The following is a 24172-nucleotide window of genomic DNA, read 5'->3' as shown; positions in this document are numbered from 1 at the left end:
CCTATTTATTGGCGACTTCAATCTTTTTATAAGACAAATATGCAAGTACATTTTTACTTGAATCGTATTTCGGGTTATTTCCTTTTCTCGGCTCTCTCATATGTGTCTTTTCAAATCCAGGAATGTCTGGCATTTTCCCCATAAATTCAAGCATTTCTTCCTCAGAACCTTCAATGCGTACACGAATCATTATAACTATTCCTCAATTCTCAGTTTCTCTGTACTAAGTATATCGTACTTCAGAAAGACTGCAACACATTTATCTTTTTAACGTTGTACTTTTTTTACATATAAACATAGCCATTTCAGTATAGAACGATTCTACTTTATTATTTTTAAATTGAATATTAAAATATCCCTTCATTTCGTTTGGTGCTTTCATCATACATTCTGTTAATTTTTCACGCTTTTGTAAAGGGACATCCATCATATTACACCACCAGTCAAAATCAAATTTCTTATCAAAAGTAAGACATGACTGCATTTGCAAACCGTTTTTTTCTAATAAAGTAAGCCATTCTGTCTTTTTTAGAGCTCGTTCATGACTTGGGTCTCGCTTTTTTTCTATAAAATTATAAAATGTATCATATTCATTATTTTCTGGCGAAACATTATCTATTAAGATGAATAATCCATTATCCTTCAATGTACGATTTACTTCATAAATAAATTGAGCCGGATTCGTAAAATGATGGGCTGCAATCCGACATGTGATTGTATCAAAAAAATGGTCTGCAAATGGTAAATCCTCTGCGTTTCCTGCTACAAAAGATACATGTTCATGCCCATTCTGCTTTATAAAAACTTTTGCTTTTTCTAACATCTGTTCTGTTAAATCAAGTGCAACTACTTCTTCAAACATGGGTGCTAACATATTTGCCACATGTCCGCCACCAGTAGCAACATCAAGAAGACGATTATTATGACGAGACTCAACTTGTTGAACTACATATTGTAAATCCAGTCCTTTAGCATGTATTTTACTATTTACATATTTATCTGCATTACTGCCAAACTGTTTTTTCACAAGCTCTTCTTTACTCATATTATCATCTTCTTTCTATTGTTATTTACATATACGACTCATATAATTATTACAATTCTCTTCATGTATTTTCAAATCCTCTTTTCATCTCACTTCTCATCACGTTCCCTTATAATCAAAATAATATGATTATACGTTCTTCCATTAAACAAAAAAGGCTACGGGAACTTGCCCCCTAACCTGACTAAATATTTACTACATTTTTATTTCTTCATATATATCTATATAATATAAATCCTCTTTCAACTTCATAATAACATCTACTTCGTTATAAGTAGCCTCACGAGCATGTAAACCAAATTGATCCATACCAATCCATATCCACCCAGGTGTAAGATATAAAACATCTATATTAAAATAATCTAACTTAGTAAGCTCCGATGTAATAAATTTATCTTTATTAGCGATTTGTTTATCTATTAAACCATATTCTTTTCCATTTTCAAATAGCGATATAAATTTCCCTACAATCGGATGTTCACGAACAATAAAATGATATTCTTTTTCCTCTATATTTACCACAATCAAACGAGAAACAGATAAATCAGGCCCTGAATTCGACATATTTGTTTATTCACCTCCTTATATAGGCTTCTTAAATATGATAACAGATGAATATTCAAATTAAGTTAATATAATGTAAAAAATAAAAAAGCTGAATCCCCTTTAGAAATCAGCCTTTATAATTCGATCAACTTTATTCTTTTACAAATTATTATAATGTTTCTTTTTCCTCATCATTTCCGGAAACTAAATTTCCTATAGCATCCGCTGTTACTTCTACTACAAATTCACAAATACCTGCTACAACTTCTCCAATTACTTCATCCATCTTTTTACCCCCTTATTTTATGTAACTTATTTGTAGTATAGAAGAAATTAGCGAATGTAAACTATCGAAAAAGGTGACATAAACCTTACAGAATTGTAAGCTCTTTCATCCCTCTGCTTATCCCCTTTGAAACTCCAAGTATTTTTAGCAGACATATAGGCCATCATAAATATGAAGCAAGTAATAATCTAGTGTCAGGAGGCGTTTAATATGTATTACGTAAAATTAATTAAAGGTCAATCTTTCTACGCTTTTGACCATCGTTTCTTGGTGTCTGAAGAAGAAGAGGTTTCAGAGAAAATTTATAATTACTTACGACGTAATGAATTTTTTGAAGTACGTAAAGAAGAATACTCTGCTTAATTACAAAAAGCATTAAGAAAAATATCATCTTATTGTGATATATTCTTAATGCTTTTATGTGAATTTCTTCTTTTCAATAATTGTTGTTGACTCTATTAAATAATCTAGTATTTGTCCAAGCTAATTCTTCACTATTTTCATATTCTAGTATATGAGGAGGTGAAGAATATGACTCATATCATTGATTACCAAGCTACTCAACCTATTAGTAAAACTGGTGAAACAACTTTTGCAATCCCAGCTTCTCCAAATAAAGCAATTTTAGCAAATTTGAAATTGAGAATTTCAAGTAGAGATTCACGTAATAATCGAGTAGAATTAATCGCTACAATTGGTGTAGAAGGTATAACTGAGACTTCACAAGTTTTATTCCGAATTTTCCGTGATAACATTGAAATTTTTAATGCGCAAGTAGGTATTGAATCTACAGATTCTGAACAATTCTACGTACAAACATTTCAAGCTATAGATCAAAACGTTAGCAGTGGAACACACGAATATTCATTAACTGTAGAAAACCTTACTAGTGGTGCAAGCGCAGAAGTTGTTGGCCCACTATCTTTTAGCGCTTTAGCTATTGGACAAGAGCGTAAATGTTGCTAAGTGAATCTAATATTTAATTTTGTACTTGAGAAAAGCGAGGCGTAGTTATACGTTCTTGCTTTTTTATATGTATCCTTACTTTCTATTAGCTTTAATCATAATTTTTTTACGTTTTGATTCACTTATTTCATCAATTAACACATCAAATTTTTGACCAATCAAAAAGATTGAAATCCAATTATGAAACACGTAATATAGACTCTGACTCTAAAAAAGTTCGTATGAAAAGAATACATAAATAAGGAGGTTTTATATACGCGCTTTTCATTTTAAAAGACGGAGAGGTTTTATGTTATGTGGCGTAATAAAAACATTTGGATTGTTTTAATTGGGGAGTTTATTGCAGGTCTAGGATTATGGCTTGGTATTCTTGGCAACCTTGAATTTATGCAAAAATATGTCCCTTCTGATTTCATGAAATCAGTTATATTATTTATCGGACTATTAGCCGGTGTTCTAGTTGGACCTATGGCTGGCCGTGTCATCGATCAGTATGAAAAGAAAAAAATTCTTCTTTACGCTGGGTTTGGTCGAGTTTTAAGTGTTATTTTCATGTTTTTTGCTATTCAATTTGAAAGTATCGCATTTATGATTGCATTTATGATTGCTCTTCAAATTTCAGCAGCATTTTATTTCCCTGCATTACAATCTGTAATTCCACTCATCGTACGTGAGCATGAGTTATTACAAATGAACGGTGTACATATGAATGTTGGTACAATTGCTCGTATTGCAGGTACTTCACTAGGTGGAATTCTTTTAGTTGTGATGAGTTTACAGTACATGTATGCCTTCTCAATGGCAGCATACGCCTTATTATTCCTCTCGACTTTCTTCCTACAATTCGAAGACAAGAAATCAACAACACCAAGTAAACAAGCTGCAAAAGATACTAGCTTTATGGAAGTATTTCATATTTTAAAAGGAATTCCTATTGCTTTTACAGCACTTATATTAAGTATCATCCCTCTATTATTTATAGCTGGGTTTAATTTAATGGTTATTAACATTAGCGAAATGCAACATGATCCTACGATTAAAGGGTTCATATATACAATTGAAGGTGTCGCATTTATGATAGGTGCCTTCGTAATTAAACGTCTATCTGATCATTTCAAACCTGAAAAATTACTATATTTCTTTGCAGTTTGTACTGCTTTTGCACATCTGTCATTGTTCTTTAGCGATATAAAATGGATGGCTCTTACATCATTTGGGTTGTTTGGGTTTAGTGTTGGCTGCTTCTTCCCTATTATGTCGACGATTTTCCAAACGAAAGTGGAAAAAAGTTATCACGGTCGCCTCTTCTCATTCCGTAATATGTTTGAGAGGGTTATGTTCCAAATCGTCTTACTTGGCACAGGCTTCTTCTTAGATACAATTGGGTTACAATATATGGTTCTCATCTTCGGAGTCGTTTCATTATTGATTATTTCTATTTCCCTCTCTAAGCAGAAACATTATGAAAAACAGCATTCGCAATCTGCGAATTTATAAAATAAACAAAGAAGTATGGATCTAATATTGAATCCATACTTCTTTGTTTTATAATACGCCTATTTATTACGTTTATTGAAATTACCTAAAGGAGTATCCTCCTTTAATTTCGAATAGATTATAAAAAGTACTCTTTATAAAAGGAGTGGTAAAATGTCTGATGGCATCGAAGTATTTATTGTTCTGCTCTTTGCAATTGCTCTGTTTAGCATCCTAAACTTTTTAGCCATTTCCTTATCTGGACATAGTTTTAAAAAAAGAATCGTGGCAGGTTTCATATTTTTACTACTGACTCCCATTATCTTTTTGACTATCGCAACATTTGCTTCTATATTCGATAAAGCAGGATTTGGCGCAGGTACGTTAGCCTTTATGATCGCAAGCGTATATATATTAAATGGAATAGTGATTCTGCTTTCCTCTTTATTTATGCTCAAAAAAGACATAACATAGGCTATGGTACTAGCATGAATCTGACTTTACACTAGATTCATGCTTATTTAATTTCTCCTAAATTTTTATATGAAATTAAATAATTCTTTAAAAAAATTTAAACTTTATTTATTATAATATCCCTATCGTATTCGCACGTTTATTCAAATTTAAAAGAAAGGAGCACAAAATGAAAAAGGTTCTACTTACAATTCCTATACTAATCATCCTACTTAGTGGATGCAGCAATAACGATATATACGGTTCTTGGGAAGTCGTTGACAATAAAAATGGTGAATGCCCTGTATATTATAAATTTGAAACAGTTGTCAAAAAAGAAAATAAAGAGGAAATTGTGCAAAATTTAGTAGAAATGCAAACAACAAAGAATAAAGACGATTTATATAAAGGCTCATTTGTCAAAAATTCTAATGTATATCACATTGATTATGGTAATTCATTTACATCGGACCAAACTTTAAAAGTTGCCGACGGTACACTAAATGTATACTTTTTGACAGCCGAAAAATTATGCACATATAAAAAGAAATGATTACATTTCAGAGGAGACGCAGAAAATATTTTCTGCGTTATTTCACTTTAGAAATCGGCCACAAAAATAGCCCTTGTTTTCGTATTCTTTTTCATTCAAAACATGAGAAATATACTTAATAAAAACTAGAGAATACCTTAAGTTATATAAAATGAATCCTATAATAGACATTTCAATTAACACATCTACGCTATTTACATCGATACTTTTCAAAATAGGCTAATCCTTCCTCTAAATTTGTCAATCATTTTAATTTTCATAAAAAAATGATAAAATATAAACATGTGTTTTCAGAATAATTAAAAACGCAGAATGAAAGCACTGTTTTAGGAGGGGTTTTGATGACTTACACGTTAGCAACTAGAATGAAAGCATTCCAATCTTCTATATTTAGTGAATTAGGAGCCTATAAAAAAGAAAAAATTGCAGCAGGTCATAACATGATTGATTTGAGCATCGGAAATCCTGATATGCCGCCCGCTGATTTTGTAAGAGAAACAATGGTACATACAGCGAGTGAGAAAGAGAGCTACGGGTATACATTATCAGGTATTCAAGAATTTCACGAAGCTGTAACTGAATATTACAACAATACTCATAACGTTTTATTAAATGCGGATAAAGAAGTTTTATTATTAATGGGTTCACAAGACGGGCTCGTTCATTTACCTATGGTTTATGCAAATCCAGGTGATATTATATTAGTTCCTGATCCAGGATATACAGCTTATGAAACAGGTATTCAAATGGCTGGTGCAATATCTTACTACATGCCTTTAAAGAAAGAGAATGATTTCTTACCAGACTTAGAAGTCATCCCTGAAGAAATTGCCGATCAAGCGAAGATGATGATTTTAAACTTCCCAGGGAATCCCGTTCCAGCAATGGCTCATGAAGATTTCTTTAAAGAAGTAATCGCATTCGCGAAAAAGCATAATATTATCGTTGTCCATGATTTTGCTTATGCCGAATTTTATTTTGATGGTAATAAGCCAATTAGCTTCCTCTCTGTACCTGGTGCTAAAGAAGTTGGCGTAGAAATCAATTCTTTGTCAAAAAGTTATAGTTTAGCAGGTAGCCGTATTGGATATATGATTGGAAACGAAGAAATTGTTCGTGCACTTACTCAATTTAAATCTAATACCGATTACGGTGTATTTTTACCAATTCAAAAAGCGGCATGTGCTGCACTAAGAAACGGTGCTACGTTTTGTGAGAAAAACCGTGAAATTTATCAAGAACGTAGAGATACACTAATCGATGGATTCCGAACATTTGGCTGGAATGTCGATAAGCCAGCTGGTAGTATGTTTGTCTGGGCAGAAATTCCACAAGGATGGACTTCTCTAGACTTCGCTTATGCATTAATGGATCGTGCGAATGTCGTTGTTACACCTGGTCATGCATTTGGACCTCACGGAGAAGGCTTTGTACGTATTGCACTCGTTCAAGATAAAGAAGTGTTGCAACAAGTTGTTGAAAACATTAGAAATAGCGGCATTTTCGTCCTTGAAAAAGTAAATGAATTAGTTAAAAATTAATTCCGGCTCCCCTGCTTAACTTTAGCAGGGGTATTATTAATTGGAGGTACTTTCATATGCATATTAAAGACACACTTCCCCATCGTTATCCATTTTTAATGATTGATAAAGTAACAAATGTAAAACAAGATGAATTCGTTACAGGATATAAACTCATTACAAATAACGAATGGTTTATAAATGATAGTCACAAACATATGCCTCATATGTTAATTGTAGAAGCACTTGCTCAGCTTAGTGCATTTGTACATACAAGTGATTCTGAAGGACTAGGATTCCTCTCCTCTTTAGATGGAGTTGAATTCCACGGAAAAGCATATCCCGGTGATAAACTTGATTTACATTATGAGCTAACGCGCAATCGCCGAGGTTTTGTTCTTGGTAAAGGTATTGCAACTGTAAACGACCAGCCTATTGTAACTATAGAAAAACTATTAATATATCAAGCAGATTAAAGTGTTCCTTATATCAGTTGGAAATATCTATTCTCAACCGATTGAGTAAATAGGAAAACATATTACGTAGTTAGGAGCAGGAAAATGGAACGTACTATCGGTATCGATGCTGGAGGCACATTAACGAAAATAGCTTATTTTAACAAAAAAAAGCTATTAACTTTTGAAAAATTTTATTCACATGAACAACATAAAATAATAGATTGGATTAAAAACAACAATGGCATAAAACAAATATGTATTACGGGTGGTAAATCGAAACTATTACAGCATCTGCTTACAGGTTCATATAAAATAATAGAGCTAAACGAATTTGAAGCTACTCTTGCAGGTGTCCAATACATATTAAAAGAAGAAAAACATGCTATACGCAATTTTATTTTAACCAATATCGGTACAGGTACTTCTATCCATTACGTTTATAATGAACAATATATTCGCGCTGGTGGAACCGGAGTTGGCGGTGGGACTATTATGGGACTCTCAAAATTGTTAACAAATATAGATCATTTTGAAGATATAATACCTCTAACAAAAGTAGGATCTAGAAAAGAGCTAGATATTACGGTTGGAGATATTTATGGTGTTATTCTTTCCCCTATCGATAATAACTTAACTGCTAGTAACTTCGGAAAAGCAGCCATTACAGAATCAAATAATAGTAACTCCGATATACTAGCTACTGTACAAGGACTTGTCGGTGAAGTCGTTACTGCATTAAGCCTTCAATTCGCTGAAACAAAAAACATTGAACATATTATTTATATTGGTTCGACTTTATGTAATAACGTACAACTTCAACATATTATTAGTAGCTACACCGAATATCAAAATAAAACACCAATCTTTTTACAAGATGGTGGTAATAGCGGTGCAATTGGTGCATTACTTCATGCTACGAAATAAAAAGCTGACTTTTGTCAGCTTTTTAGAAATGGCACTTCAAATTCAATAATTGATTCCCCGTTCTCTCCAATTCGCTCCACGCTTATTCTATCAATCACACAATTTAACTTCCCATGAAAACTAGGAATCTCCTTCACTACTTCAGCAGCTAATTCGGCACTTTCTTTTCTTCCGACTGTTACATGCGGGATGTACGGAATGTCTTCTTTCAAAAATTGTAATAAAGGTCCTGTATATAGAATATTATGTAGTTCCTCTATTTGTTCTTTCCCCTTTTCAACTCGTAAAAACAAATATTCTCTTTCACTTGTAATTTGATTCGTAAATTCAATTTCTATATTCTGTATCGGTTTTGATACATTTATAATATGTAATTTCAGCTCATCATTTGAAATCGAACTTTCAAATGGGAATACAATTGTAATATGCGGTGAAATTAATCCAAATAAAGGATCATGTTTTTGCCTAATGTCCTCGATTTCGCTAATGAACATGTTGTTTAGAAAAAGTAAAATTGTACGCATTTTTATCCCCTCAACTTTTCCTCATTATAATATGTATCATATTCTATGACAGCCTGCCCTTCAACAACTTATTTTGCTTACCTGTAAAAATAAAAAAACTTCTCAAATGAGAAGTTTTCATATAGCATGATTATTATTTTCCCGCCAAACTTTTCTAAACTTTATATAACAGGCAATTCTCCAAGGAAAAATATACGATACTGCAACAACATAAAATAATAAACCTATTGTTTGCTGATCTAAGTCAACAATATATTTTCTTGAACCGTATCTCAAAACGACAAGTGCAATAAAAGTAATTAAAAAAGCTGCACTTTTTTTCGTATAAATATTCCCATCATCTCTTCGTTCATAATTTGTTAATACTATAAGCGGCACAGCAAAAAGTACACCAATGAATACCGCTATAATTACTTGTAATATAGCTGGATGTACGGGACCTAAAAACCATACAATACCTGGTGTTAAAAATAGTAATGGCCATAAAATACGTTTTCCCGATCCCTTTATTGGCTTATGCATGGAGCGATAACGACGCCAAAATATCAGTAGTGCAATGCATAAAAAGACGGTTATTAGTGAGGACGTGTCTCCCATATATTTTCCTTCTCCCTAAAAGAATAATCTATCACTATTTTAAACTGTTCGTTCAAATGATACTTTACGAATAAATATACTACTAGTTATGATATAAAGAATTGTTAATCCAATTGAAATAACAATAAAATAAGGGATATCTATTAAAGATACATCATTTGTAAATAACAATCCTTTTATCCCTACTTCTCCATACAGCACACTATTTGTTGAAAGGAAAAGCGACCCACCAATCATGAGACCAATCCATTGAAATCTTTGCTTAAAAATTACTACTACTTGAAAGAAACATGCTATCGTAACATAAAATAAAAATTGTAAAATAAACTGTTGTATTAATTGCTCTCCAAAGTTAACATTTACTAAGTTATATTTTATATCTTGTAAAAACAGTATTTGAAGGAATGAAAACAATGCGGATTGCAACACAATATAGCAAATCGCTCCGATAAAATATTGTATTCTCGTTATACCAAATGAAACTGCTAAACGAAATAAATCATCTTGAACAATGAAAACACTCCCTACTATAAAAATCATAATTGCAATTGAAGGATTATTGATAATTTCGGGTAAATAACCAACTTTCGCTTCATTTAAATGAGCAGCATATAAAGCTCCTTTTATTAATAAAGCTACAATCCAAAATATTAAAATTGCTTTATAATGAAAATTTATATGTAACCTCAATTGTTTCATTAACATCGTCATTCCACTTCACCACCAGTCATGTGAATAAATAGTTTTTGTAATGTAATTCTATCAATTACTAAACCTTCTTTTTCAAGAGAGTAACAATCTTCATTAGAAAGCCCTTCCCATATAACAGCAATACCTTTATTCCCATAAATTTCTTTATTTATAACTTTTTTATTAATCAAGAACTCCTCCACTTTACCTTTTTGCCCTGAAATAATATGACCTTGTTGCAATAAATCTTCCACTGTTGATTGAACAACAAGTGCACCTTCTTTTATGATAATTACTTCTTCAATAACATGGGTTACTTCTTCTACCAGATGTGTTGATAATATAATTGTTCTGGGATACTCCCCGTAATCTTCTAGTAGTAAACTATAAAATAACTCACGATGTGCTGCGTCTAATCCTGTAGTTGGTTCATCAAAAATAGTAATTGTCGCTCTGCTTGCTAACCCTTTAATAATTCCTACAACTGTTTGCATGCCATGAGATAGTTTATGGTATTTCTCTGTTATATTAAGCTGAAATTTACCCGCCAGTTCTTCAGCAAACTTCTGATCCCAATTTTTATAAAACATGTTACATATCTTAAAAATTTCTTTTACGCTATAACTTAAATGAGACTCTTCTTTTACTCTAACGAAACAAATATTTTGCATCGCTTTACTATTTTCAAAAACATCTTCACCAAATATTGATACACTTCCACTACTTGAAGTAATTTGTCCTGCTAGTAAATTTAATAAAGTCGTTTTCCCTGCTCCGTTCCTTCCAAGCAAACCATATATTTTATTCTCTTCCAATGAAATCGTTACTTCATTTACAGCTATTTTCTTTTTATACTTTTTCGTTACATCTTTCGTTTCAAGTGCAATCATCCCTCTTTCCCCTCCTTCGTAATCTTTTGAATCATATCCATCAATTCATCTTTTGATATTTCTAGTACTTTCGCTTCTTCCCACACTTTAGGTAAATATTCAGTCATAAAAGTATTTTGTCTTTTTTTTAGTACAACTTCTTTTGCTCCTTTTGCAACAAACATCCCGATCCCTCTCTTTTTATATAAAATCCCCTCATCCACTAATACATTCACCCCTTTAGCTGCGGTAGCCGGATTTATTTGTAACATCTTCGCAAATTGATTTGTCGATGGAACTTGTTCTTCTTCAAGCAATATGTCTTTTAAAATATCAGATTCAATCGTTTCTGCAATTTGTATGTATATTAATTTATTTTGTTCTAGAGTCGGCTTCACATTTTCACCACCTTAGGTTCATAGGTTAATTACTTATGTAATTAACCATATCACATAGAATTATTTTTTTCCATAAATTTCTTTTACGAAAAAGAGAGTCATTCAATTAAGAATGTCTCTCTTTCTAAAAATTCGAAGTTTCAACTCTTGTTCTCAAATTCTTTTCATTTATACCATTTTGACAAAAATTAAACTGTTGTCCCTCAATACATTTTGTACGATCTACTACTTGCCCTAAATGATAGCTTGTATGCTCAACCAAATGTAATAGACTTTGAAGATCAATATGCCTTTTTTCTTCCCAGACCTGTATATATGCTTTGCCCCACTCATCAAATATTTCTTCAACAGTTTTTAACAAAGCTTCAGAGCTTATTTGTTTCACTGGAAAATATTCTTCAATTCCATTTTCAAAAACTATATTTGGATCCTTATAACGCCTTGTATTTCTCTGTAAATGTTCACAAATATGTAGTACGATTCCACCAATTGAATTAACAGAGGTCTCTTTTTTCCACAAATCTTCTTCACTAACGAGCCTAATTGCCTGTACTAATTTAGGTAAATAATGATCCTGCATTCTATGATAAGAAATTTTGTATACTAACTCCATCTTCTCCCCTCCATTATTTCAACTGGCTCACTGGATATTTAGCAAATAAAGATTTCCGAAAATCTTTATCTTCCACAAGCATTTTAATTTTTTCTTCATTGCCGTTAAAGAACTTTATAACTTTATTTTTATCCCATATATCTTTTTCTTTTGGAAAATCATCGAATTCCCTATGCAAAATTGATAACATTTCTTCCCTCGTTATCTTAAAGTTTTTATTTTCTATTTGAAACTCATAAGCTTTTGCGTTTGGTACTAAAATTACTAGATAGGTAGCATTAAAGAGAAAATTCTTCTTCATCGTATCTTTCTCATCAAACCAATACGTCTCAATCATTTCTTCTGTAAGAGCTCCACTCTCTTTTGCACCATAGTTCACTTTTATATTTTCATTTTCTAAACTTATACTTTGAACTGTTCCACCACCAGGTAAATGATTAATAATTGCAACCACATCTGAATTATTACCAACGTATGTCCCAGTATATTTCTTAAAATCATCTGACCTAACATCATATATATCTTTTATTCTTTCCCCGTTAGAACAAGCCGTAATGAATAAAAAAATTGTTAGCATAACGATTATGTTATGATGCATATATTTCATTTAGCATCCCCCATTTTTATCGATATTTCGTTAATTACAATATTTACTTTCAAATCCCTTTTTAAATATACGCATTTTAATCAAAATTAAAAATTTTCATTTTTTATGTTTACAATTATCCATTAATTGTATATACTTACTAACGTAAGAAAAAAATTCTAAAAGGAGGTCGAAGGAAATGATGAAATTACAATTACATGCATTAACTTTAGCGTTAACTGCACCTGTGTTTTCTGGACAATTAAATATGAATTCGACCACCCTAATGGAGAATTGAAAATCGTAATTTATTTCATTTAATTCATAAATTCGCCACAGGAGGTCGTATACTTTCCTGTGGCTTTTTCACGCCCAGCCATAGGAGAACTGTATCTTCCTGTGGTTTTTTTGCGCGATTTTTTAGTCTCTTACATTATTTTTCTAAGAAAGGAGCAACATTCAATGACTATTAGCGTATTGTTTTTAAGTATTACGATTCAAAGAAATACAATTTCTAAAGATGAAATTCTTCATAATGAGCAAATTGAAAAAGCTATGAATGATGTTAAGGAGCGCCAAGCACTTTACTGTGATCACCTGTAATTCCTTTTCGAAAGGAGGAATTCATTTATGACTTTTCATATTTTCTTTTTTACGACTGTACTTCAAAAACATACTTTATCTGAAACTGAAATCAATCGTAAACAACAGTTAAAACAACTGACTGATAAAATAACTGACATTAAAAGTTCATACTACACTCAAATGTATTAAAAATATATTTTAAAGGGGTAATATATTCATGAAATTTAAAGCATTCTTTTTAACAATCACCATTCAAAAACGTAAGCTTTCACAGAAAGAGATTTTACGTGAACAACACATTCAAAACATTATGGACGAAGTAAAAGAGCGCCAATCTTCTTATTACACTCGTCTTTTCTAAATCACTTATAAAGGGGTAATTATTTTATGAAATTTAAAGTATTCTTTTTAACCATTACCATTCAAAAAAATAAATTTTCCGAGTCTGAAATGCTTCATGAGCGACAAATTAATCAGGCTATGGATTCTGTAAAAGAAAGACAAAGTCATTACTGTAGTCACCTGTAATTTCTTATTACACTCGTTTTTTCTAAATCACTTATAAAGGGGCAATTATTTTATGAAATTTAAAGTATTCTTTTTAACCATTACCATTCAAAAAAAAAAATTTTCTGAGTCTGAAATGCTTCATGAACGTCAAATTAATCAGGCTATGAATTCTGTAAAAGAAAGACAAAGTCATTACTGTAGTCATCTGTAATTCCAATTCGAAAGGAGGAATTCACATATGAAGTTTCACCTTTTCTTTTTAACGATTACGATTCAAAAAGAAACAATATCTCAAAATGAATTAAAACAAGAAAGACAATATAAACAAGTTATTAATGAAATTCGAGATCGTAGAAGCAAATACTACACTCACCTTTAATCGTTTAACTATATGGAATTGAAAGGAGTCGATTATGATGTTGATAGCACGCTGTAAGGAAATGATTTGGATAGTTCAGAGGGATTCCACATAGTTTTATAGAGCTTATACCACACAAGTTTATCACTGAATTTGATGTATAAAAAATATATAATAAAATCAAATCAACCCACTTTTAATTATTTATAAACAAAAGGATACACCACTTAAAAAGCGGTGTATCTTCCTCAGTTTTTACTATTTTCGGTTACTTCTCTTCGTCTTAAACAATCTCACTAAGTTCGAAACAACTGTTTTTGTTACTGCATAAACTGGTACTGCTAAAATCATTCCGATGATTCCAGCAAAGTTTCCTACCCCTAAAATTAGGATAATAATTGTTAATGGGTGGATGTTTAATTTCGAGCTCATAATACGTGGTGAAATAATATTACTTTCAAACTGTTGTACAATTGTTACGATAATAATTACGTATAAGGCTTGCATCGGAGATACGAACAGTCCTACAATAACAGCTGGTGCTGCCCCGATAAATGGACCTAAGTTAGGAATGATGTTTGTAAATGCTGCGATAATTCCTAAAACGAAAGCGTACGGTAAATCGATAATTAAATAACCGATAAAAGTAAACGCACCTACAAATATACAAACGAGCGCTTGCCCTTGAATATATGCAGATAATGTTTCGTTCGTTTCCTTAATGATACGAAGCCCCTCTTCACGGTAAGACTCTGGTAATAAACTTACCGCTTTTCCTGGAAAGGCATGTCCATCTTTAAACATGTAAAATAAAATGAACGGTACAGTAAATACAACTAATGCAACGTTCGTGATAATACCAAATAAAGCCGTTGCACTCGACGTAATTGTATTTGGTATATCTTTTAAGTATTCAATCGCATTTTTTTCAATTGTTTCAATGGAAACGTAGTTTTGTGTAGATAACCATTCAAACAACCTATGATGTGATAATTCTTGTATGTATACTTTTCCCTCTTTTATGTAGCCTGGCATATTTTTTACTAAGTCCATTAGCTGTTGTGAAATCGTAGGAACAACTACTCCAACGCCAACCGCAGTTAATGTTATGATAAAAAGATATAACAGCAATATCGCTAAATTTCTAGGTACTTTTTTATTCTCCAAAAAGATTAATACAGGATTAAATATGAAGTATAAAAAAAGCGCGATTAAGATTGGGAAAAATAATGTTGATATGAAGATACCAATCGGTTGAAATAAAAATGATATTTTTGTGCAAATAAATATGATTCCTACAACCATTAGCACTTCTAATGTCCAAAAGTGCACTTTTGATTTCAAAAAAACGGCCTCCTTTAAACTAGCACTTCTCTTCATTGTACCAAAATAAGTATGAATTTCACATAATATTTTCCTTTACAATATTCCAAAATACCGATAAATACACTACAATGAGATTACATACAAATTTGCAGGTAAAGGTGATAAAAATGACACAATGCATCATATGCAGAAAAGATACGAAAGAACTTAGTGAACAATATGTCATTCCAGAAATATTATGTGGATATTATTTCACAAACTCAATTTGTGATACTTGTCATGAACAAATGACAACAAATATTGATCGTCCTTTAATTAGGCATAAATTGAGTCAATTTAAGATTGAACAAATGAAAAGACAAATTGATTCCCCACTCTATACGAATGAGCACGGTGAGGAACTTGCGGCTGCTGAGACTGATGTTGTCGAAGTAAGCGACGAAATTCTTTATTCTAATGCATTAATTATGAAACTATGTAAAAAGCACGATATTTCCTTACATAATGAAATTTGGAAAGAGGAACGTGTAACGAAAGTAGCGAGTTCTATTCAACGGGAATTACTATTAGATAACCGTAAATATAAAATGAGTATATTAAAAATGGCTTATACATTCGCTGTACAAGCAGTTGATGGCTACTTTGAAGATCAAGATGCGATTGATATTTCTACCATTCTCTCAAATGCAGATTTCGTGGAACTAAAAGAAAAAAGTATTGTACGTGATTTAAGCAAAAGTTCTTTATGGAATACGTTAAATACAAGTAGTGAAAATCATTACTTTATTTTACTTAGCGATAAAGACGGTCTGTTTTGCTTCATTCGTTTGTTTGACATCTTTGATGTTGTCGTTCATTTATCAGAAAAAAGATTTGACCTTCCATCACCCATTGTCGGTGTAAATAATGTGAATACACAGAAATTTTATGTCCAAAGTTTAAAACAGTATATGGATGGGCTGTTCAAAGAAAAAGCACCTACTATATAATAGATACCAGAACATACGGTCTCCTTTCTTGATGAAAAGACACTGTGTTATAATGAGTATGAAAAGAACAATACAATCACATAAACCAATTATAAATTGTATATAAATAAAAAAGACTAGTGTGCGGCTACACACTAGTCCACGTAACTTAGCAGATTGGATTGTTCATTTATCCTATTTGTTTCTTACAAACAAAACAACCCACATTCTATAGGCATAGGTGGGTTGTTATTTTTTGAGCTTGTCTATTAAAACGACGACGAACGTTAACAATGCAACGAGAAACAGTCCACCCTGCAGTAGCAACGCTATTTCACTCACGTATTATCACCCCCCTCCTACTCGGAGAAGTGATAATTGAACAACCAACCGCACCTTAAGTTACCCTTTGATTTTACCATATTTTCTAATAATTTACGATGAAAACCCGCAAGCGAATAACTTGCGGATTTTTTATACCCTATTAACAGGCAGTAAACAAAATGAAGCAATAAATAAGTGAAACTTTATTTCTCACTATTTTTTTAATGCATATGCATCAGCAATCATTTCACCAACAATTTTATTTTCTTCTTTCTTCTTGTCTTTCAATAATGGGAATAACAATTCTGCCACTTCATACGCTTCTTCTAAATGCGGATATCCTGATAAAACAAACGTATCAATTCCTAACGATTCATATTCTTTTATCCTTTCTGCTACTGTATGCGGATCGCCTACAAGTGCAGTACCTGCCCCACCTCTTACAAGTCCGATACCAGCCCATAAATTAGGGCTTATCTCTAACGACTCTCTCGTACCTTTATTTAAATGTGTCATCCGTTTTTGACCAACCGAATCATATCTTGCAAATGTCTTTTGAGCAAGCTCAATTGTTTCATTATCCACATATTGAATTAAACGTTCGGCCTCTTCCCATGCTTCTTCTTCTGTCTCTCTTACAATTACGTGTAATCTAATGCCAAATCGGACTGTACGCCCCTTCTCTTCTGCAAGTTTTCTTACTTCTTCTACTTTTTCTTTTACTTGCTCTGGCGGCTCTCCCCACGTTAAATATACATTACTATGTTCAGCTGCTACTTCTTTTCCAGCAGCTGATGATCCTCCGAAATATATAGGAGGATATGGCGTTTGAACTGGTGGGAATACAACTTTACTATCTGTAACTTGAATATGTTTTCCTTCTAAAGAGATCGTTTCACCTTGCAATGTCGATTTCCAAACTTTTAAAAATTCATCCGCTGCTTCATACCTTTCATCATGATCAAGATATAATCCATCTCCTTGTAGTTCAACTGGATCTCCTCCAGCTACTACATTAATAAGCAGTCTCCCATCTGAAATTCTATCAAATGTAGATGCCATCCTCGCTGCAACTGTAGGGGACATTAGTCCTGGTCTCACTGCTACTAAAAATTTTAATTTTTCTGTTTCAGCAGCAAGAGCTGAAGCTAACACCCAAGGGTCTTCACATCCTTGACCAGTTGGAAGTAAAACACCCGTATATCCTAAATAATCAGCTGCCGCAGCAACTTGCTTATAATAACCATATTCAGCTGCTCTTCCTCGTTTTGTCGTTCCTAAATATCGACCATCTCCATAAGCCGGAATAAACCATAATAATTCCATGCCTTTACACACCCCTTATTTATTTTGAATCGTATACTAACACATTCTATATAAATTACCCCTAATAATTTATATGTTAATTCCCAGTCTCACCTTTAAAATTATCTCGCCATCTTAAAAACTTCGCTTCTAGTAAACGTACTAGAGAGTCAGAAAACTTCCCAACAAATGCAAAGATAATTATGCCGACAAATACGATATCTGTATTTGAAAATTGCCTTGCATCCATAATCATATAACCAATACCTTCTGTAGATCCCATAAGTTCTGCTACTACTAAACTCACCCATGCAACACCTAACGATAACCTTGCTCCTAGTAAAAGGTTAGGCAATGCAGATGGTAAAATGAGTTTCGTAATTAGTTTTCTTTTGCTAAACTCTAACACTCTCGCTACATCAAATAACTTTGAATCCACACCTCTAATACCTAAAAATGCGTTTACGTATAAAGGAAAAAATGCACCATCTGCAATTAATAACACTTTCGATGTTTCACCAAAACCGAACCATAATACGAAAAGTGGCGCAACAGCTAGATGAGGTACAGTTCTTAACATTTGCACAGATGGATCTAAATATTGCTCACTTCTCGTTGAAAATCCAACAATCGTTCCTAAAATGATTCCTAAGCCCCCACCAATAAAGAAACCAGCCGCAGCCCTGAATACACTAATACTTAAATGGCCGAATAACTCTCCTGTTTTAATAAGCTCTTGGAAAGCTAAAAAAATATCTAATGGTGTTGGTAAAACTGTTTTAGAAACAAGGCCGAATACGCCAGCTAACTGCCAAATTATTAATATAATAACCGGTATAGTAATTGCCCTTACTAAAACTTTTACATTTAACTTTCGCACATTCTTAACTCTGTTTTTCTCAATCGTTATACTCGCTGGTTTCATAACAGCTTTCGTATTTTCCACTTTACAAAACCTCTTTTCACTTCGCTTTCAATGCTTTTTCTACGAAAGAATTATCTACAACTTTTTCCGCCTTAGTTTCTTTCTTTATAGAACCAAGCTTATATTGAAAATCCGCTGTCTTTTGTTGTTCTGCTATTATTTCCTTCGTTACCGGAACTAAAATTGGTTTGTCGTGATTAAACACTTCTTTTACGATCTCCGCATCTATCTTTTTTACAGAAGTATATACTTTTATTGCTTCATCTAAGTTAGCATCTTGCCATACACGTGCTTTCTCATAAACTTTGAGGAATTTCTCAACTAATTCTGGATGTTCTTTCGCAAATTTTGTTCTCGTAATTAAAAATTCTGGTGAAGAGACATTTAATGTTTCACCGTCTGCAATCACCTTCGCACCTTTATTTAACGTATGTAATGATATGAAAGGGTCCCAAATCGCCCATGCATCTACTGATCCTGATTCAAATGCAGGCTGCGCTTCATCTGGTTGTAATTGAATGACATTTACCTCTTTTGCATCAATCCCTTCTTTATCAAGTGCTCGATACAATAAATTAAAGGCACTACTTCCTTTTGCTACTGCAATTTTTTTACCTTTTAACTCTTTTACACTCGCAATCTTGCTATCTTTTTGAACGAGAATTCCAGTTCCTTTTCTCGCATAACTTGTATTGGCGATTTCGGTAAATCCAATACCTGCTGCTTGCGCTGAAATGACTGGAGAATTCCCTACTTCACCAAAGTCTAATCGGTTTGATGCGATTGCTTCAAAATAAGGAGGTCCACTTTGGAACTCTGTCCATTTCACTTTAACTCCTTCTTTTTTAAACTCCTCTTCAAACCACCCCTTTTTCTTTGCTAGTAATAGCGGGCTTAACCCTTGCTGTATACCAATTTGTATTGTTACATCTTCTTTCTTACTACTTGCTGTACTTTTTTCACATCCTAATAAACATACTGATATAGCTAAAGCAAAAGAAAGAATTTTAAATTTTTTATACATATAAAATCACCCTTTTCCTATATACTTGTTTGAATCAACCCTCCATATTCAAACTGCTGTAATACTTTCGTTCGAAGTTGTTGGAACGATTGAGAAGTTTTATTTCGCGGATAAGGCAAATTATTTTCAATCACTTTATGTATTTTCCCTGGTTTTGCACTCATAATGATGATTCGGTTTGAAAGATATATCGCTTCGTCTATATCATGTGTAACGAATATCATTGTTGTTTTCTTCTGCTCCCAAATATTTAGCAATACTTCTTGTAAATGACTTCGAGTAAAAGCATCCAGCGCTCCAAAAGGTTCATCAAGTAATAATACATTTGGATCTCTTAATAACGCTCTCGCTATCGCAACACGTTGTGACATCCCGCCTGAAATTTCTTTCGGATACGATTTTTCAAAGCCATCTAACCGAACGATTTCAACCCATTCTCTCACCTTATCTTTCACATACTTATCTTTTAACGACAAATCTGCCGCTATATTTTCTTCAACTGTTAACCATGGAAAAAGCCTATGTTCTTGAAAAATAAAACCTTGTTTCTTGCTCGTTTTTAAGATAGGCTCCCCGTCAATAACAACTTCACCTTCAAAATCATTATCTAGACCTGCAACAATTTTTAGTAATGTACTTTTTCCGCACCCACTCGGACCAATTACTGTAACAAAATCCCCTTCCTCTAATTGAAAATTAATATTCTCTAGCACTTGAACCGTACCAGTTTGTTTCAAAAAATATTTTGATACCCCATCAATTGAAACAGTCATTTCTTCCCCCCCTTAAAATGATTCATATAAATGAACAGATTCAGTATTTGTGCAATAAAAAAACCAAAGGCATTTTATCTGTTGATAAAATGCCTTTGGTTTCTCCAATCAGCAATACGTTATGGAATTAAGTACATATTATACAAATATTTCCGATAAGTCAACTAGGTTTTATTAAAACATACATATGATTTGTTTGAACATTTTACTTTTGTTTATTTAAACGACGTTTACTTACTATTTTTTCTGATCTTTAATCCACTGTAACCAATAAGAAAACTCACACGCTAAATGCATTTGATGGGATTTAATTAGACTATTAGGACAAAGGGCTGGGAACTCAACAACTAGACTTACTTCTATCCCTGTATCAGTATCTTTAAATTGATGTCGAACTCCACCAATAGTAGTACCATCTTTCATACGTGCAACACCTGTTGATTGGTATTGATAAGATTTATCTCTCGGTGTTTTCAATCCGGTTTCGTCACCAAAAACAATGAAAAATTGAACTGGAAACGGAGAATTACCAGTAGTTTCGATAACCTCTAATTCATTTTCCCCAAAGGGTCTTAGTACATAGTGATCAGGACAAGCAGATAAATTCACTTTGTTATTTTCACGTGATTGTTCAAGCATCAAACTATCAATTCCATGTATGGCTTCTTCTGCTGTAATCCCATCTAAATAAATACTAGTTTTTGAAAATTTTCGTCTATCGCCAGATAAAAGAGTACAGATACGCATACCTATTGCACTTAATCTAAGTTTTGATTTCAACTTTTCGTACATTTCATTGTATGTATATCGCAACTTTATTTCCGTTAGCTGTTTTATCATGACGTCTGTATCATTTATTTCAGGCTCTTTATGTCCTAATATATATAATACTTTTTTTATCCGTTCTCTTTTCCATTTTATAAGTTGCTCTTGTGAGATATTATTTCCATCGATAATAATTTTCATAAACTTTCTCCTTCCTTTTGATTGTATCGTAGTGTAGTTAATACTAAATTAACCATTTCATGTTTTGTATCTAGATTCAACTTTACTTCTGAATGAGCAATACTGCTAAGACCGTATAGAATAAACCCAGAAGCTAATAATGAGTTATCAGTATAAAAAACCCCTATGTTTACTCCCTCTTCAATTACTTGTCTAATTAACGGTTGCATACGTGCGAATAATTTCTGTTCCAGTTGAAAATGTTGTTCCGTCTGAAACGAACTCACATTTTTATAGGGTGCTAACTTTTCAATAAATGTCCAAAATATATCTAGTGAATCTTTCATCTTTTGCATGACAGACCGTTCATTTGAAACAAGTATTTCTTCAATTAACTCCATATTTTTCACAATACAGTCATTTAAAACTTCATCAACAAAATTCTCTTTAGACTTGAAGTAATAATAAAATAAGCCCGTTGCTACACCTGCATGATTCACAACATCTTTTATGCCAAATCCTTTCATACCATTTTTCATATATAGTTCAAAACCAATATCCATTAACTCTTGGCGTCTTACATCTGGTTCTTTTGATATTCTTTTCATACGTCATCTCCTACAATGTTTTCACCACGACTGAATCTGATTCAATCATAAACGACTGAACTTGATTCAGTCAATATTATTTCATAAATTTAAAATCGATTTAATAACTAAGCGACGAAATTTCCACAAAAAAAGAGTAATCTCAAGAGATATGCTACTAACCTTAGATTGATCAAAAAAGTTAGATCATATAACTTGAGACTACTCATTTCCATTCAAAATATTTATGTAATTAAATTTTATTTCCTCCGCACCCTGGCTGTCTCCAAAACTATTGGTGGAAGCTCTTTTTGAATGATTTCTTTTAATTCATAAAGAGCTTTCTTCACATAACCACCTTCGAAATTTCCTAATGGTTCTGGTAATTCATCCTCATCCAATATGAAATATTCTCCATTTGGAAGTACCATAATATCGATGATTAAATCTTCAAAGGAAACCACTTCATCTTTTATTTGTGTGTTTTTTACGATATTAAAATAGGAACCTAAATACTTTCCTTTTATATCTCTCCATACGTATAAATTGTACGGACGATCTCTCCAGTAATATGCGATTGTATAACTCCCTTTTGGGATTGTTAACTTAGTATCATTTGCAGTCATTGTAAATGAATACTGCACCTCGTGAAATAACACGATACTTTGTGATTGCTTTTCAAGTAATAAGCAATTGTGATCTACTATTGTTGAGTTATACCGGATTTTTCTTTCTATAATTTCAATTTTCGATGTAAGTAACTTATTCATTATTTTGTTTCCCCTTATGCTAGTTCTATCCTCAATTATATCTATTTATGTAGTGATAAAGAAGTGTATAGTTTTTTATATAATGATTTATACAAGTACATAATAAAAACTCCTTCTTATTTAGAAAGAGTTTTTCACTATCCATGTTTCATATTTTTTCACTTCTAACGGAAACTCATTTGTTTTCATGCAACTAACAGTACTATTACTCATGTTTTAACTTTTCCTTAACCGCATCATAAAATTTTCGTTCTTCATCAACATTTAAGTAAACACGACTTACTGTTTTAGAAAAGCCGTATAACAACTGCGCTTTCACTGGCTCTTTTAATGTTATTTCAAAAGTAGCAGGTTCTTTTATGAACTCCATAACAGTTGCATCCAATACCTGCTTCCCTTCTTTTGCCGTTAGCAATTCACCCTTGTAGAACGCAATATTATCAATTTGTGTAAATGGCATAACAATTTTCTTTCCTAATCCGATTTGAATGATTACTTGTTCTTCTGTTACGACAAGTGGATTTTTGCGCATCGCTTGTATTTCAGCTATAAAATAAATCATCGCGTATACATTTAAAATAAGTAAAATCCATGCTATTACTGGATTCCACTGATGTAGTAAATAATGAAAACCAATGCTTTCAATTGCTGTTGCGTGAATAATCATGATATACACACCTATAGCACCAGTCTTTTTATGATATGAGTATACAGATTTACCTGTTGGTACTTTTTCACGCCACGATAAAAACGCATAATAGATTAACTTACACTCTGTTAGAATGACATCTATTAACTTACCTCTTTTCATAGTAGTGTCAAACGCTGCATCAATTGCATAAGAAAAGGAATAATTTTCTCTTCTATATTCTTTATATTTTTTTATTATTTTAGGAAGCACTCTAACAATTTTATAGAGAAGGAATAATTCTAGACCTACAAATGCAATTTCAGCCGCAACAATAATATAAGAGATGAATGAAAAAGCTTGTAAATAATCACTTGGAATAATAAATCTTGCAAAAATATAACCAGCTATTACAACAGGAACTATATATGTTAACGAGTATCTTTTTCGAATAATGAAGAAATATGTGATGATTGGAATGACAAACAAGCAATCTAATAATGACCCAAGCACAACTTCTTTCGGCGCAACTGGTACAATTGGAAGGGCATACAATAAATAGTTTGATAGCATAATTAAAGAGACGAGTCCAATCCAAATACCTTTTCGCCTTCGTGATAGTGTAACCTTCATACGTTCA

35 protein-coding genes are annotated in these 24172 nt (G+C 32.4%); 15 read left to right on the top strand and 20 right to left on the bottom strand.

What is annotated here, in order from left to right; genetic code table 11:
* Nucleotide 1: 1 nt before the first annotated feature.
* The 3 genes from DN401_RS00350 to DN401_RS00340 all read right to left on the bottom strand — a co-directional run bounded on the left by DN401_RS00350 (nucleotide 2) and on the right by DN401_RS00340 (nucleotide 1609).
* A complete protein-coding gene (locus tag DN401_RS00350; protein WP_000621873.1) occupies nucleotides 2–190 on the bottom strand; it encodes a DUF3970 family protein in 189 nt (62 codons plus the stop codon).
* A gap of 69 nt (nucleotides 191–259) precedes the next feature.
* A complete protein-coding gene (locus tag DN401_RS00345) occupies nucleotides 260–1045 on the bottom strand; it encodes a class I SAM-dependent methyltransferase (RefSeq protein WP_127064010.1) in 786 nt (261 codons plus the stop codon).
* Nucleotides 1046–1240: 195 nt separating this feature from the next.
* The gene (locus DN401_RS00340; protein WP_000071478.1) at nucleotides 1241–1609 is read right to left on the bottom strand and encodes a hypothetical protein; all 369 of its coding nucleotides are present in this window, start codon (nucleotides 1607–1609) and stop codon (nucleotides 1241–1243) included.
* 478 nt (nucleotides 1610–2087) lie between these two features.
* On the opposite strand from DN401_RS00340, the gene DN401_RS00335 reads away from it, so the two are divergent.
* The 8 genes from DN401_RS00335 (at nucleotide 2088) to coaW (ending at nucleotide 8227) form a co-directional block, all read left to right on the top strand.
* A complete protein-coding gene (locus DN401_RS00335) occupies nucleotides 2088–2240 on the top strand; it encodes a YqbF domain-containing protein (RefSeq protein ID WP_000291905.1) in 153 nt (50 codons plus the stop codon).
* A gap of 168 nt (nucleotides 2241–2408) precedes the next feature.
* Nucleotides 2409–2843 carry an exosporium protein ExsC gene (gene exsC / locus DN401_RS00330; RefSeq protein ID WP_000148797.1) on the top strand — a complete coding sequence of 145 codons (435 nt, stop codon included), beginning with the start codon at nucleotides 2409–2411 and terminating at the stop codon, nucleotides 2841–2843.
* Between the two features lie 294 nt (nucleotides 2844–3137).
* The gene (locus tag DN401_RS00325; RefSeq protein ID WP_149287427.1) at nucleotides 3138–4340 is read left to right on the top strand and encodes an MFS transporter; all 1203 of its coding nucleotides are present in this window, start codon (nucleotides 3138–3140) and stop codon (nucleotides 4338–4340) included.
* A 153-nt stretch (nucleotides 4341–4493) separates the two neighbouring features.
* On the top strand, nucleotides 4494–4793 hold the full coding sequence (locus tag DN401_RS00320; protein ID WP_001279463.1) for a hypothetical protein: 300 nt from the start codon (nucleotides 4494–4496) through the stop codon (nucleotides 4791–4793).
* A gap of 169 nt (nucleotides 4794–4962) precedes the next feature.
* Entirely contained in the window at nucleotides 4963–5325 is a 363-nt protein-coding gene (locus DN401_RS00315) for a hypothetical protein (RefSeq protein ID WP_000757022.1), read from the top strand.
* Nucleotides 5326–5666: 341 nt separating this feature from the next.
* On the top strand, nucleotides 5667–6866 hold the full coding sequence (locus DN401_RS00310; RefSeq protein WP_000222693.1) for an LL-diaminopimelate aminotransferase: 1200 nt from the start codon (nucleotides 5667–5669) through the stop codon (nucleotides 6864–6866).
* A 56-nt stretch (nucleotides 6867–6922) separates the two neighbouring features.
* Nucleotides 6923–7321, top strand: a complete 399-nt coding sequence (locus DN401_RS00305) for a 3-hydroxyacyl-ACP dehydratase FabZ family protein (protein ID WP_000547649.1) — start codon at nucleotides 6923–6925, stop codon at nucleotides 7319–7321.
* Nucleotides 7322–7405: 84 nt separating this feature from the next.
* A complete protein-coding gene (gene coaW / locus DN401_RS00300; protein ID WP_075677174.1) occupies nucleotides 7406–8227 on the top strand; it encodes a type II pantothenate kinase in 822 nt (273 codons plus the stop codon).
* Nucleotides 8228–8241: 14 nt separating this feature from the next.
* Here the strand turns inward: coaW and DN401_RS00295 are convergent, their stop codons facing one another.
* From DN401_RS00295 to DN401_RS00265, 7 genes are all read right to left on the bottom strand, one after another.
* Nucleotides 8242–8751 carry a 2'-5' RNA ligase family protein gene (locus tag DN401_RS00295; RefSeq protein WP_001259199.1) on the bottom strand — a complete coding sequence of 170 codons (510 nt, stop codon included), beginning with the start codon at nucleotides 8749–8751 and terminating at the stop codon, nucleotides 8242–8244.
* A 117-nt stretch (nucleotides 8752–8868) separates the two neighbouring features.
* On the bottom strand, nucleotides 8869–9348 hold the full coding sequence (locus tag DN401_RS00290) for a CcdC family protein (RefSeq protein WP_000502965.1): 480 nt from the start codon (nucleotides 9346–9348) through the stop codon (nucleotides 8869–8871).
* Nucleotides 9349–9387: 39 nt separating this feature from the next.
* Nucleotides 9388–10059 carry a DUF4052 domain-containing protein gene (locus DN401_RS00285; RefSeq protein ID WP_000178200.1) on the bottom strand — a complete coding sequence of 224 codons (672 nt, stop codon included), beginning with the start codon at nucleotides 10057–10059 and terminating at the stop codon, nucleotides 9388–9390.
* Nucleotides 10056–10928: an ABC transporter ATP-binding protein gene (locus tag DN401_RS00280; protein ID WP_000560923.1), complete on the bottom strand. Its 873-nt coding sequence runs from the start codon at nucleotides 10926–10928 to the stop codon at nucleotides 10056–10058. Before DN401_RS00280 ends, DN401_RS00285 begins: the two co-directional genes overlap by 4 nt.
* Nucleotides 10925–11305, bottom strand: a complete 381-nt coding sequence (locus DN401_RS00275; protein WP_000805185.1) for a GntR family transcriptional regulator — start codon at nucleotides 11303–11305, stop codon at nucleotides 10925–10927. The genes DN401_RS00280 and DN401_RS00275 overlap by 4 nt, the downstream gene beginning before the upstream one ends.
* A 124-nt stretch (nucleotides 11306–11429) precedes the next feature.
* Nucleotides 11430–11918, bottom strand: coding sequence for a DinB family protein (locus DN401_RS00270; RefSeq protein WP_074047317.1), 489 nt, complete (start codon nucleotides 11916–11918; stop codon nucleotides 11430–11432).
* Between the two features lie 13 nt (nucleotides 11919–11931).
* Nucleotides 11932–12525, bottom strand: coding sequence for a DUF4825 domain-containing protein (locus tag DN401_RS00265; protein WP_074047318.1), 594 nt, complete (start codon nucleotides 12523–12525; stop codon nucleotides 11932–11934).
* A gap of 441 nt (nucleotides 12526–12966) precedes the next feature.
* Between DN401_RS00265 and DN401_RS00260 the strand changes: the two genes are divergently transcribed.
* From DN401_RS00260 to DN401_RS00235, 6 genes are read left to right on the top strand one after another with little or no spacing between them, the layout of a single operon-like run.
* The gene (locus tag DN401_RS00260) at nucleotides 12967–13107 is read left to right on the top strand and encodes a YrzI family small protein (protein ID WP_000156193.1); all 141 of its coding nucleotides are present in this window, start codon (nucleotides 12967–12969) and stop codon (nucleotides 13105–13107) included.
* Nucleotides 13108–13134: 27 nt separating this feature from the next.
* On the top strand, nucleotides 13135–13278 hold the full coding sequence (locus DN401_RS00255) for a YrzI family small protein (RefSeq protein ID WP_000142712.1): 144 nt from the start codon (nucleotides 13135–13137) through the stop codon (nucleotides 13276–13278).
* A gap of 28 nt (nucleotides 13279–13306) precedes the next feature.
* A complete protein-coding gene (locus DN401_RS00250) occupies nucleotides 13307–13450 on the top strand; it encodes a YrzI family small protein (protein ID WP_000668963.1) in 144 nt (47 codons plus the stop codon).
* 26 nt (nucleotides 13451–13476) lie between these two features.
* On the top strand, nucleotides 13477–13617 hold the full coding sequence (locus tag DN401_RS00245) for a YrzI family small protein (protein WP_000669805.1): 141 nt from the start codon (nucleotides 13477–13479) through the stop codon (nucleotides 13615–13617).
* Between the two features lie 52 nt (nucleotides 13618–13669).
* Nucleotides 13670–13810, top strand: coding sequence for a YrzI family small protein (locus DN401_RS00240; RefSeq protein WP_065224506.1), 141 nt, complete (start codon nucleotides 13670–13672; stop codon nucleotides 13808–13810).
* Nucleotides 13811–13837: 27 nt separating this feature from the next.
* Nucleotides 13838–13978, top strand: a complete 141-nt coding sequence (locus DN401_RS00235) for a YrzI family small protein (RefSeq protein ID WP_000668498.1) — start codon at nucleotides 13838–13840, stop codon at nucleotides 13976–13978.
* Nucleotides 13979–14215: 237 nt separating this feature from the next.
* Here the strand turns inward: DN401_RS00235 and DN401_RS00230 are convergent, their stop codons facing one another.
* Complete coding sequence (locus tag DN401_RS00230; RefSeq protein WP_000837892.1) at nucleotides 14216–15301, bottom strand: AI-2E family transporter; 1086 nt, start codon at nucleotides 15299–15301, stop codon at nucleotides 14216–14218.
* 149 nt (nucleotides 15302–15450) lie between these two features.
* Here DN401_RS00230 and DN401_RS00225 point away from each other — a divergent pair, with 149 nt between their 5' ends.
* Nucleotides 15451–16272: an HNH endonuclease gene (locus tag DN401_RS00225; protein ID WP_000189709.1), complete on the top strand. Its 822-nt coding sequence runs from the start codon at nucleotides 15451–15453 to the stop codon at nucleotides 16270–16272.
* A 228-nt stretch (nucleotides 16273–16500) separates the two neighbouring features.
* Here DN401_RS00225 and DN401_RS30045 read toward each other — a convergent pair whose 3' ends face one another.
* The 9 genes from DN401_RS30045 to DN401_RS00185 all read right to left on the bottom strand — a co-directional run bounded on the left by DN401_RS30045 (nucleotide 16501) and on the right by DN401_RS00185 (nucleotide 24165).
* Nucleotides 16501–16593, bottom strand: coding sequence for a putative holin-like toxin (locus tag DN401_RS30045; protein WP_001289320.1), 93 nt, complete (start codon nucleotides 16591–16593; stop codon nucleotides 16501–16503).
* Between the two features lie 195 nt (nucleotides 16594–16788).
* Nucleotides 16789–17901 (bottom strand): FMNH2-dependent alkanesulfonate monooxygenase, encoded by a 1113-nt coding sequence (gene ssuD, locus DN401_RS00220; RefSeq protein ID WP_000422246.1) that lies wholly within the window; start codon nucleotides 17899–17901, stop codon nucleotides 16789–16791.
* 76 nt (nucleotides 17902–17977) lie between these two features.
* The gene (locus DN401_RS00215) at nucleotides 17978–18826 is read right to left on the bottom strand and encodes an ABC transporter permease (protein ID WP_000432128.1); all 849 of its coding nucleotides are present in this window, start codon (nucleotides 18824–18826) and stop codon (nucleotides 17978–17980) included.
* 16 nt (nucleotides 18827–18842) lie between these two features.
* On the bottom strand, nucleotides 18843–19829 hold the full coding sequence (locus DN401_RS00210; protein ID WP_060852027.1) for an aliphatic sulfonate ABC transporter substrate-binding protein: 987 nt from the start codon (nucleotides 19827–19829) through the stop codon (nucleotides 18843–18845).
* A 17-nt stretch (nucleotides 19830–19846) separates the two neighbouring features.
* On the bottom strand, nucleotides 19847–20602 hold the full coding sequence (locus DN401_RS00205) for an ABC transporter ATP-binding protein (RefSeq protein WP_000218576.1): 756 nt from the start codon (nucleotides 20600–20602) through the stop codon (nucleotides 19847–19849).
* Between the two features lie 237 nt (nucleotides 20603–20839).
* Nucleotides 20840–21568, bottom strand: a complete 729-nt coding sequence (locus tag DN401_RS00200) for a hypothetical protein (protein ID WP_000691330.1) — start codon at nucleotides 21566–21568, stop codon at nucleotides 20840–20842.
* Nucleotides 21565–22155, bottom strand: a complete 591-nt coding sequence (locus DN401_RS00195) for a TetR/AcrR family transcriptional regulator (RefSeq protein WP_000822621.1) — start codon at nucleotides 22153–22155, stop codon at nucleotides 21565–21567. Before DN401_RS00195 ends, DN401_RS00200 begins: the two co-directional genes overlap by 4 nt.
* A 239-nt stretch (nucleotides 22156–22394) precedes the next feature.
* Nucleotides 22395–22904 (bottom strand): ribonuclease FAU-1 family protein, encoded by a 510-nt coding sequence (locus DN401_RS00190; RefSeq protein WP_001037883.1) that lies wholly within the window; start codon nucleotides 22902–22904, stop codon nucleotides 22395–22397.
* A 205-nt stretch (nucleotides 22905–23109) separates the two neighbouring features.
* The gene (locus tag DN401_RS00185; protein ID WP_000869230.1) at nucleotides 23110–24165 is read right to left on the bottom strand and encodes a hypothetical protein; all 1056 of its coding nucleotides are present in this window, start codon (nucleotides 24163–24165) and stop codon (nucleotides 23110–23112) included.
* Between the last annotated feature and the right edge of the window lie 7 nt (nucleotides 24166–24172).

The sequence above is a fragment of the Bacillus sp. BF2-3 genome (assembly GCF_008368795.1).
GTDB lineage: Bacteria > Bacillota > Bacilli > Bacillales > Bacillaceae_G > Bacillus_A > Bacillus_A cereus.
This window is presented reverse-complemented; position numbering and strand designations above follow the sequence as displayed.

What these genes read in the sequence shown, in the direction of transcription:
- DN401_RS00350 (WP_000621873.1), bottom strand. Translation starts at nt 190, where the DNA reads ATGATTCGTGTACGCATTGAAGGTTCTGAGGAAGAAATGCTTGAATTT.
- DN401_RS00345 (WP_127064010.1), bottom strand. Translation starts at nt 1,045, where the DNA reads ATGAGTAAAGAAGAGCTTGTGAAAAAACAGTTTGGCAGTAATGCAGAT.
- DN401_RS00340 (WP_000071478.1), bottom strand. Translation starts at nt 1,609, where the DNA reads ATGTCGAATTCAGGGCCTGATTTATCTGTTTCTCGTTTGATTGTGGTA.
- DN401_RS00335 (WP_000291905.1), top strand. Translation starts at nt 2,088, where the DNA reads ATGTATTACGTAAAATTAATTAAAGGTCAATCTTTCTACGCTTTTGAC.
- exsC (WP_000148797.1), top strand. Translation starts at nt 2,409, where the DNA reads ATGACTCATATCATTGATTACCAAGCTACTCAACCTATTAGTAAAACT.
- DN401_RS00325 (WP_149287427.1), top strand. Translation starts at nt 3,138, where the DNA reads ATGTGGCGTAATAAAAACATTTGGATTGTTTTAATTGGGGAGTTTATT.
- DN401_RS00320 (WP_001279463.1), top strand. Translation starts at nt 4,494, where the DNA reads ATGTCTGATGGCATCGAAGTATTTATTGTTCTGCTCTTTGCAATTGCT.
- DN401_RS00315 (WP_000757022.1), top strand. Translation starts at nt 4,963, where the DNA reads ATGAAAAAGGTTCTACTTACAATTCCTATACTAATCATCCTACTTAGT.
- DN401_RS00310 (WP_000222693.1), top strand. Translation starts at nt 5,667, where the DNA reads ATGACTTACACGTTAGCAACTAGAATGAAAGCATTCCAATCTTCTATA.
- DN401_RS00305 (WP_000547649.1), top strand. Translation starts at nt 6,923, where the DNA reads ATGCATATTAAAGACACACTTCCCCATCGTTATCCATTTTTAATGATT.
- coaW (WP_075677174.1), top strand. Translation starts at nt 7,406, where the DNA reads ATGGAACGTACTATCGGTATCGATGCTGGAGGCACATTAACGAAAATA.
- DN401_RS00295 (WP_001259199.1), bottom strand. Translation starts at nt 8,751, where the DNA reads ATGCGTACAATTTTACTTTTTCTAAACAACATGTTCATTAGCGAAATC.
- DN401_RS00290 (WP_000502965.1), bottom strand. Translation starts at nt 9,348, where the DNA reads ATGGGAGACACGTCCTCACTAATAACCGTCTTTTTATGCATTGCACTA.
- DN401_RS00285 (WP_000178200.1), bottom strand. Translation starts at nt 10,059, where the DNA reads ATGACGATGTTAATGAAACAATTGAGGTTACATATAAATTTTCATTAT.
- DN401_RS00280 (WP_000560923.1), bottom strand. Translation starts at nt 10,928, where the DNA reads ATGATTGCACTTGAAACGAAAGATGTAACGAAAAAGTATAAAAAGAAA.
- DN401_RS00270 (WP_074047317.1), bottom strand. Translation starts at nt 11,918, where the DNA reads ATGGAGTTAGTATACAAAATTTCTTATCATAGAATGCAGGATCATTAT.
- DN401_RS00265 (WP_074047318.1), bottom strand. Translation starts at nt 12,525, where the DNA reads ATGAAATATATGCATCATAACATAATCGTTATGCTAACAATTTTTTTA.
- DN401_RS00260 (WP_000156193.1), top strand. Translation starts at nt 12,967, where the DNA reads ATGACTATTAGCGTATTGTTTTTAAGTATTACGATTCAAAGAAATACA.
- DN401_RS00255 (WP_000142712.1), top strand. Translation starts at nt 13,135, where the DNA reads ATGACTTTTCATATTTTCTTTTTTACGACTGTACTTCAAAAACATACT.
- DN401_RS00250 (WP_000668963.1), top strand. Translation starts at nt 13,307, where the DNA reads ATGAAATTTAAAGCATTCTTTTTAACAATCACCATTCAAAAACGTAAG.
- DN401_RS00245 (WP_000669805.1), top strand. Translation starts at nt 13,477, where the DNA reads ATGAAATTTAAAGTATTCTTTTTAACCATTACCATTCAAAAAAATAAA.
- DN401_RS00240 (WP_065224506.1), top strand. Translation starts at nt 13,670, where the DNA reads ATGAAATTTAAAGTATTCTTTTTAACCATTACCATTCAAAAAAAAAAA.
- DN401_RS00235 (WP_000668498.1), top strand. Translation starts at nt 13,838, where the DNA reads ATGAAGTTTCACCTTTTCTTTTTAACGATTACGATTCAAAAAGAAACA.
- DN401_RS00225 (WP_000189709.1), top strand. Translation starts at nt 15,451, where the DNA reads ATGACACAATGCATCATATGCAGAAAAGATACGAAAGAACTTAGTGAA.
- ssuD (WP_000422246.1), bottom strand. Translation starts at nt 17,901, where the DNA reads ATGGAATTATTATGGTTTATTCCGGCTTATGGAGATGGTCGATATTTA.
- DN401_RS00210 (WP_060852027.1), bottom strand. Translation starts at nt 19,829, where the DNA reads ATGTATAAAAAATTTAAAATTCTTTCTTTTGCTTTAGCTATATCAGTA.
- DN401_RS00205 (WP_000218576.1), bottom strand. Translation starts at nt 20,602, where the DNA reads ATGACTGTTTCAATTGATGGGGTATCAAAATATTTTTTGAAACAAACT.
- DN401_RS00200 (WP_000691330.1), bottom strand. Translation starts at nt 21,568, where the DNA reads ATGAAAATTATTATCGATGGAAATAATATCTCACAAGAGCAACTTATA.
- DN401_RS00195 (WP_000822621.1), bottom strand. Translation starts at nt 22,155, where the DNA reads ATGAAAAGAATATCAAAAGAACCAGATGTAAGACGCCAAGAGTTAATG.
- DN401_RS00190 (WP_001037883.1), bottom strand. Translation starts at nt 22,904, where the DNA reads ATGAATAAGTTACTTACATCGAAAATTGAAATTATAGAAAGAAAAATC.
- DN401_RS00185 (WP_000869230.1), bottom strand. Translation starts at nt 24,165, where the DNA reads ATGAAGGTTACACTATCACGAAGGCGAAAAGGTATTTGGATTGGACTC.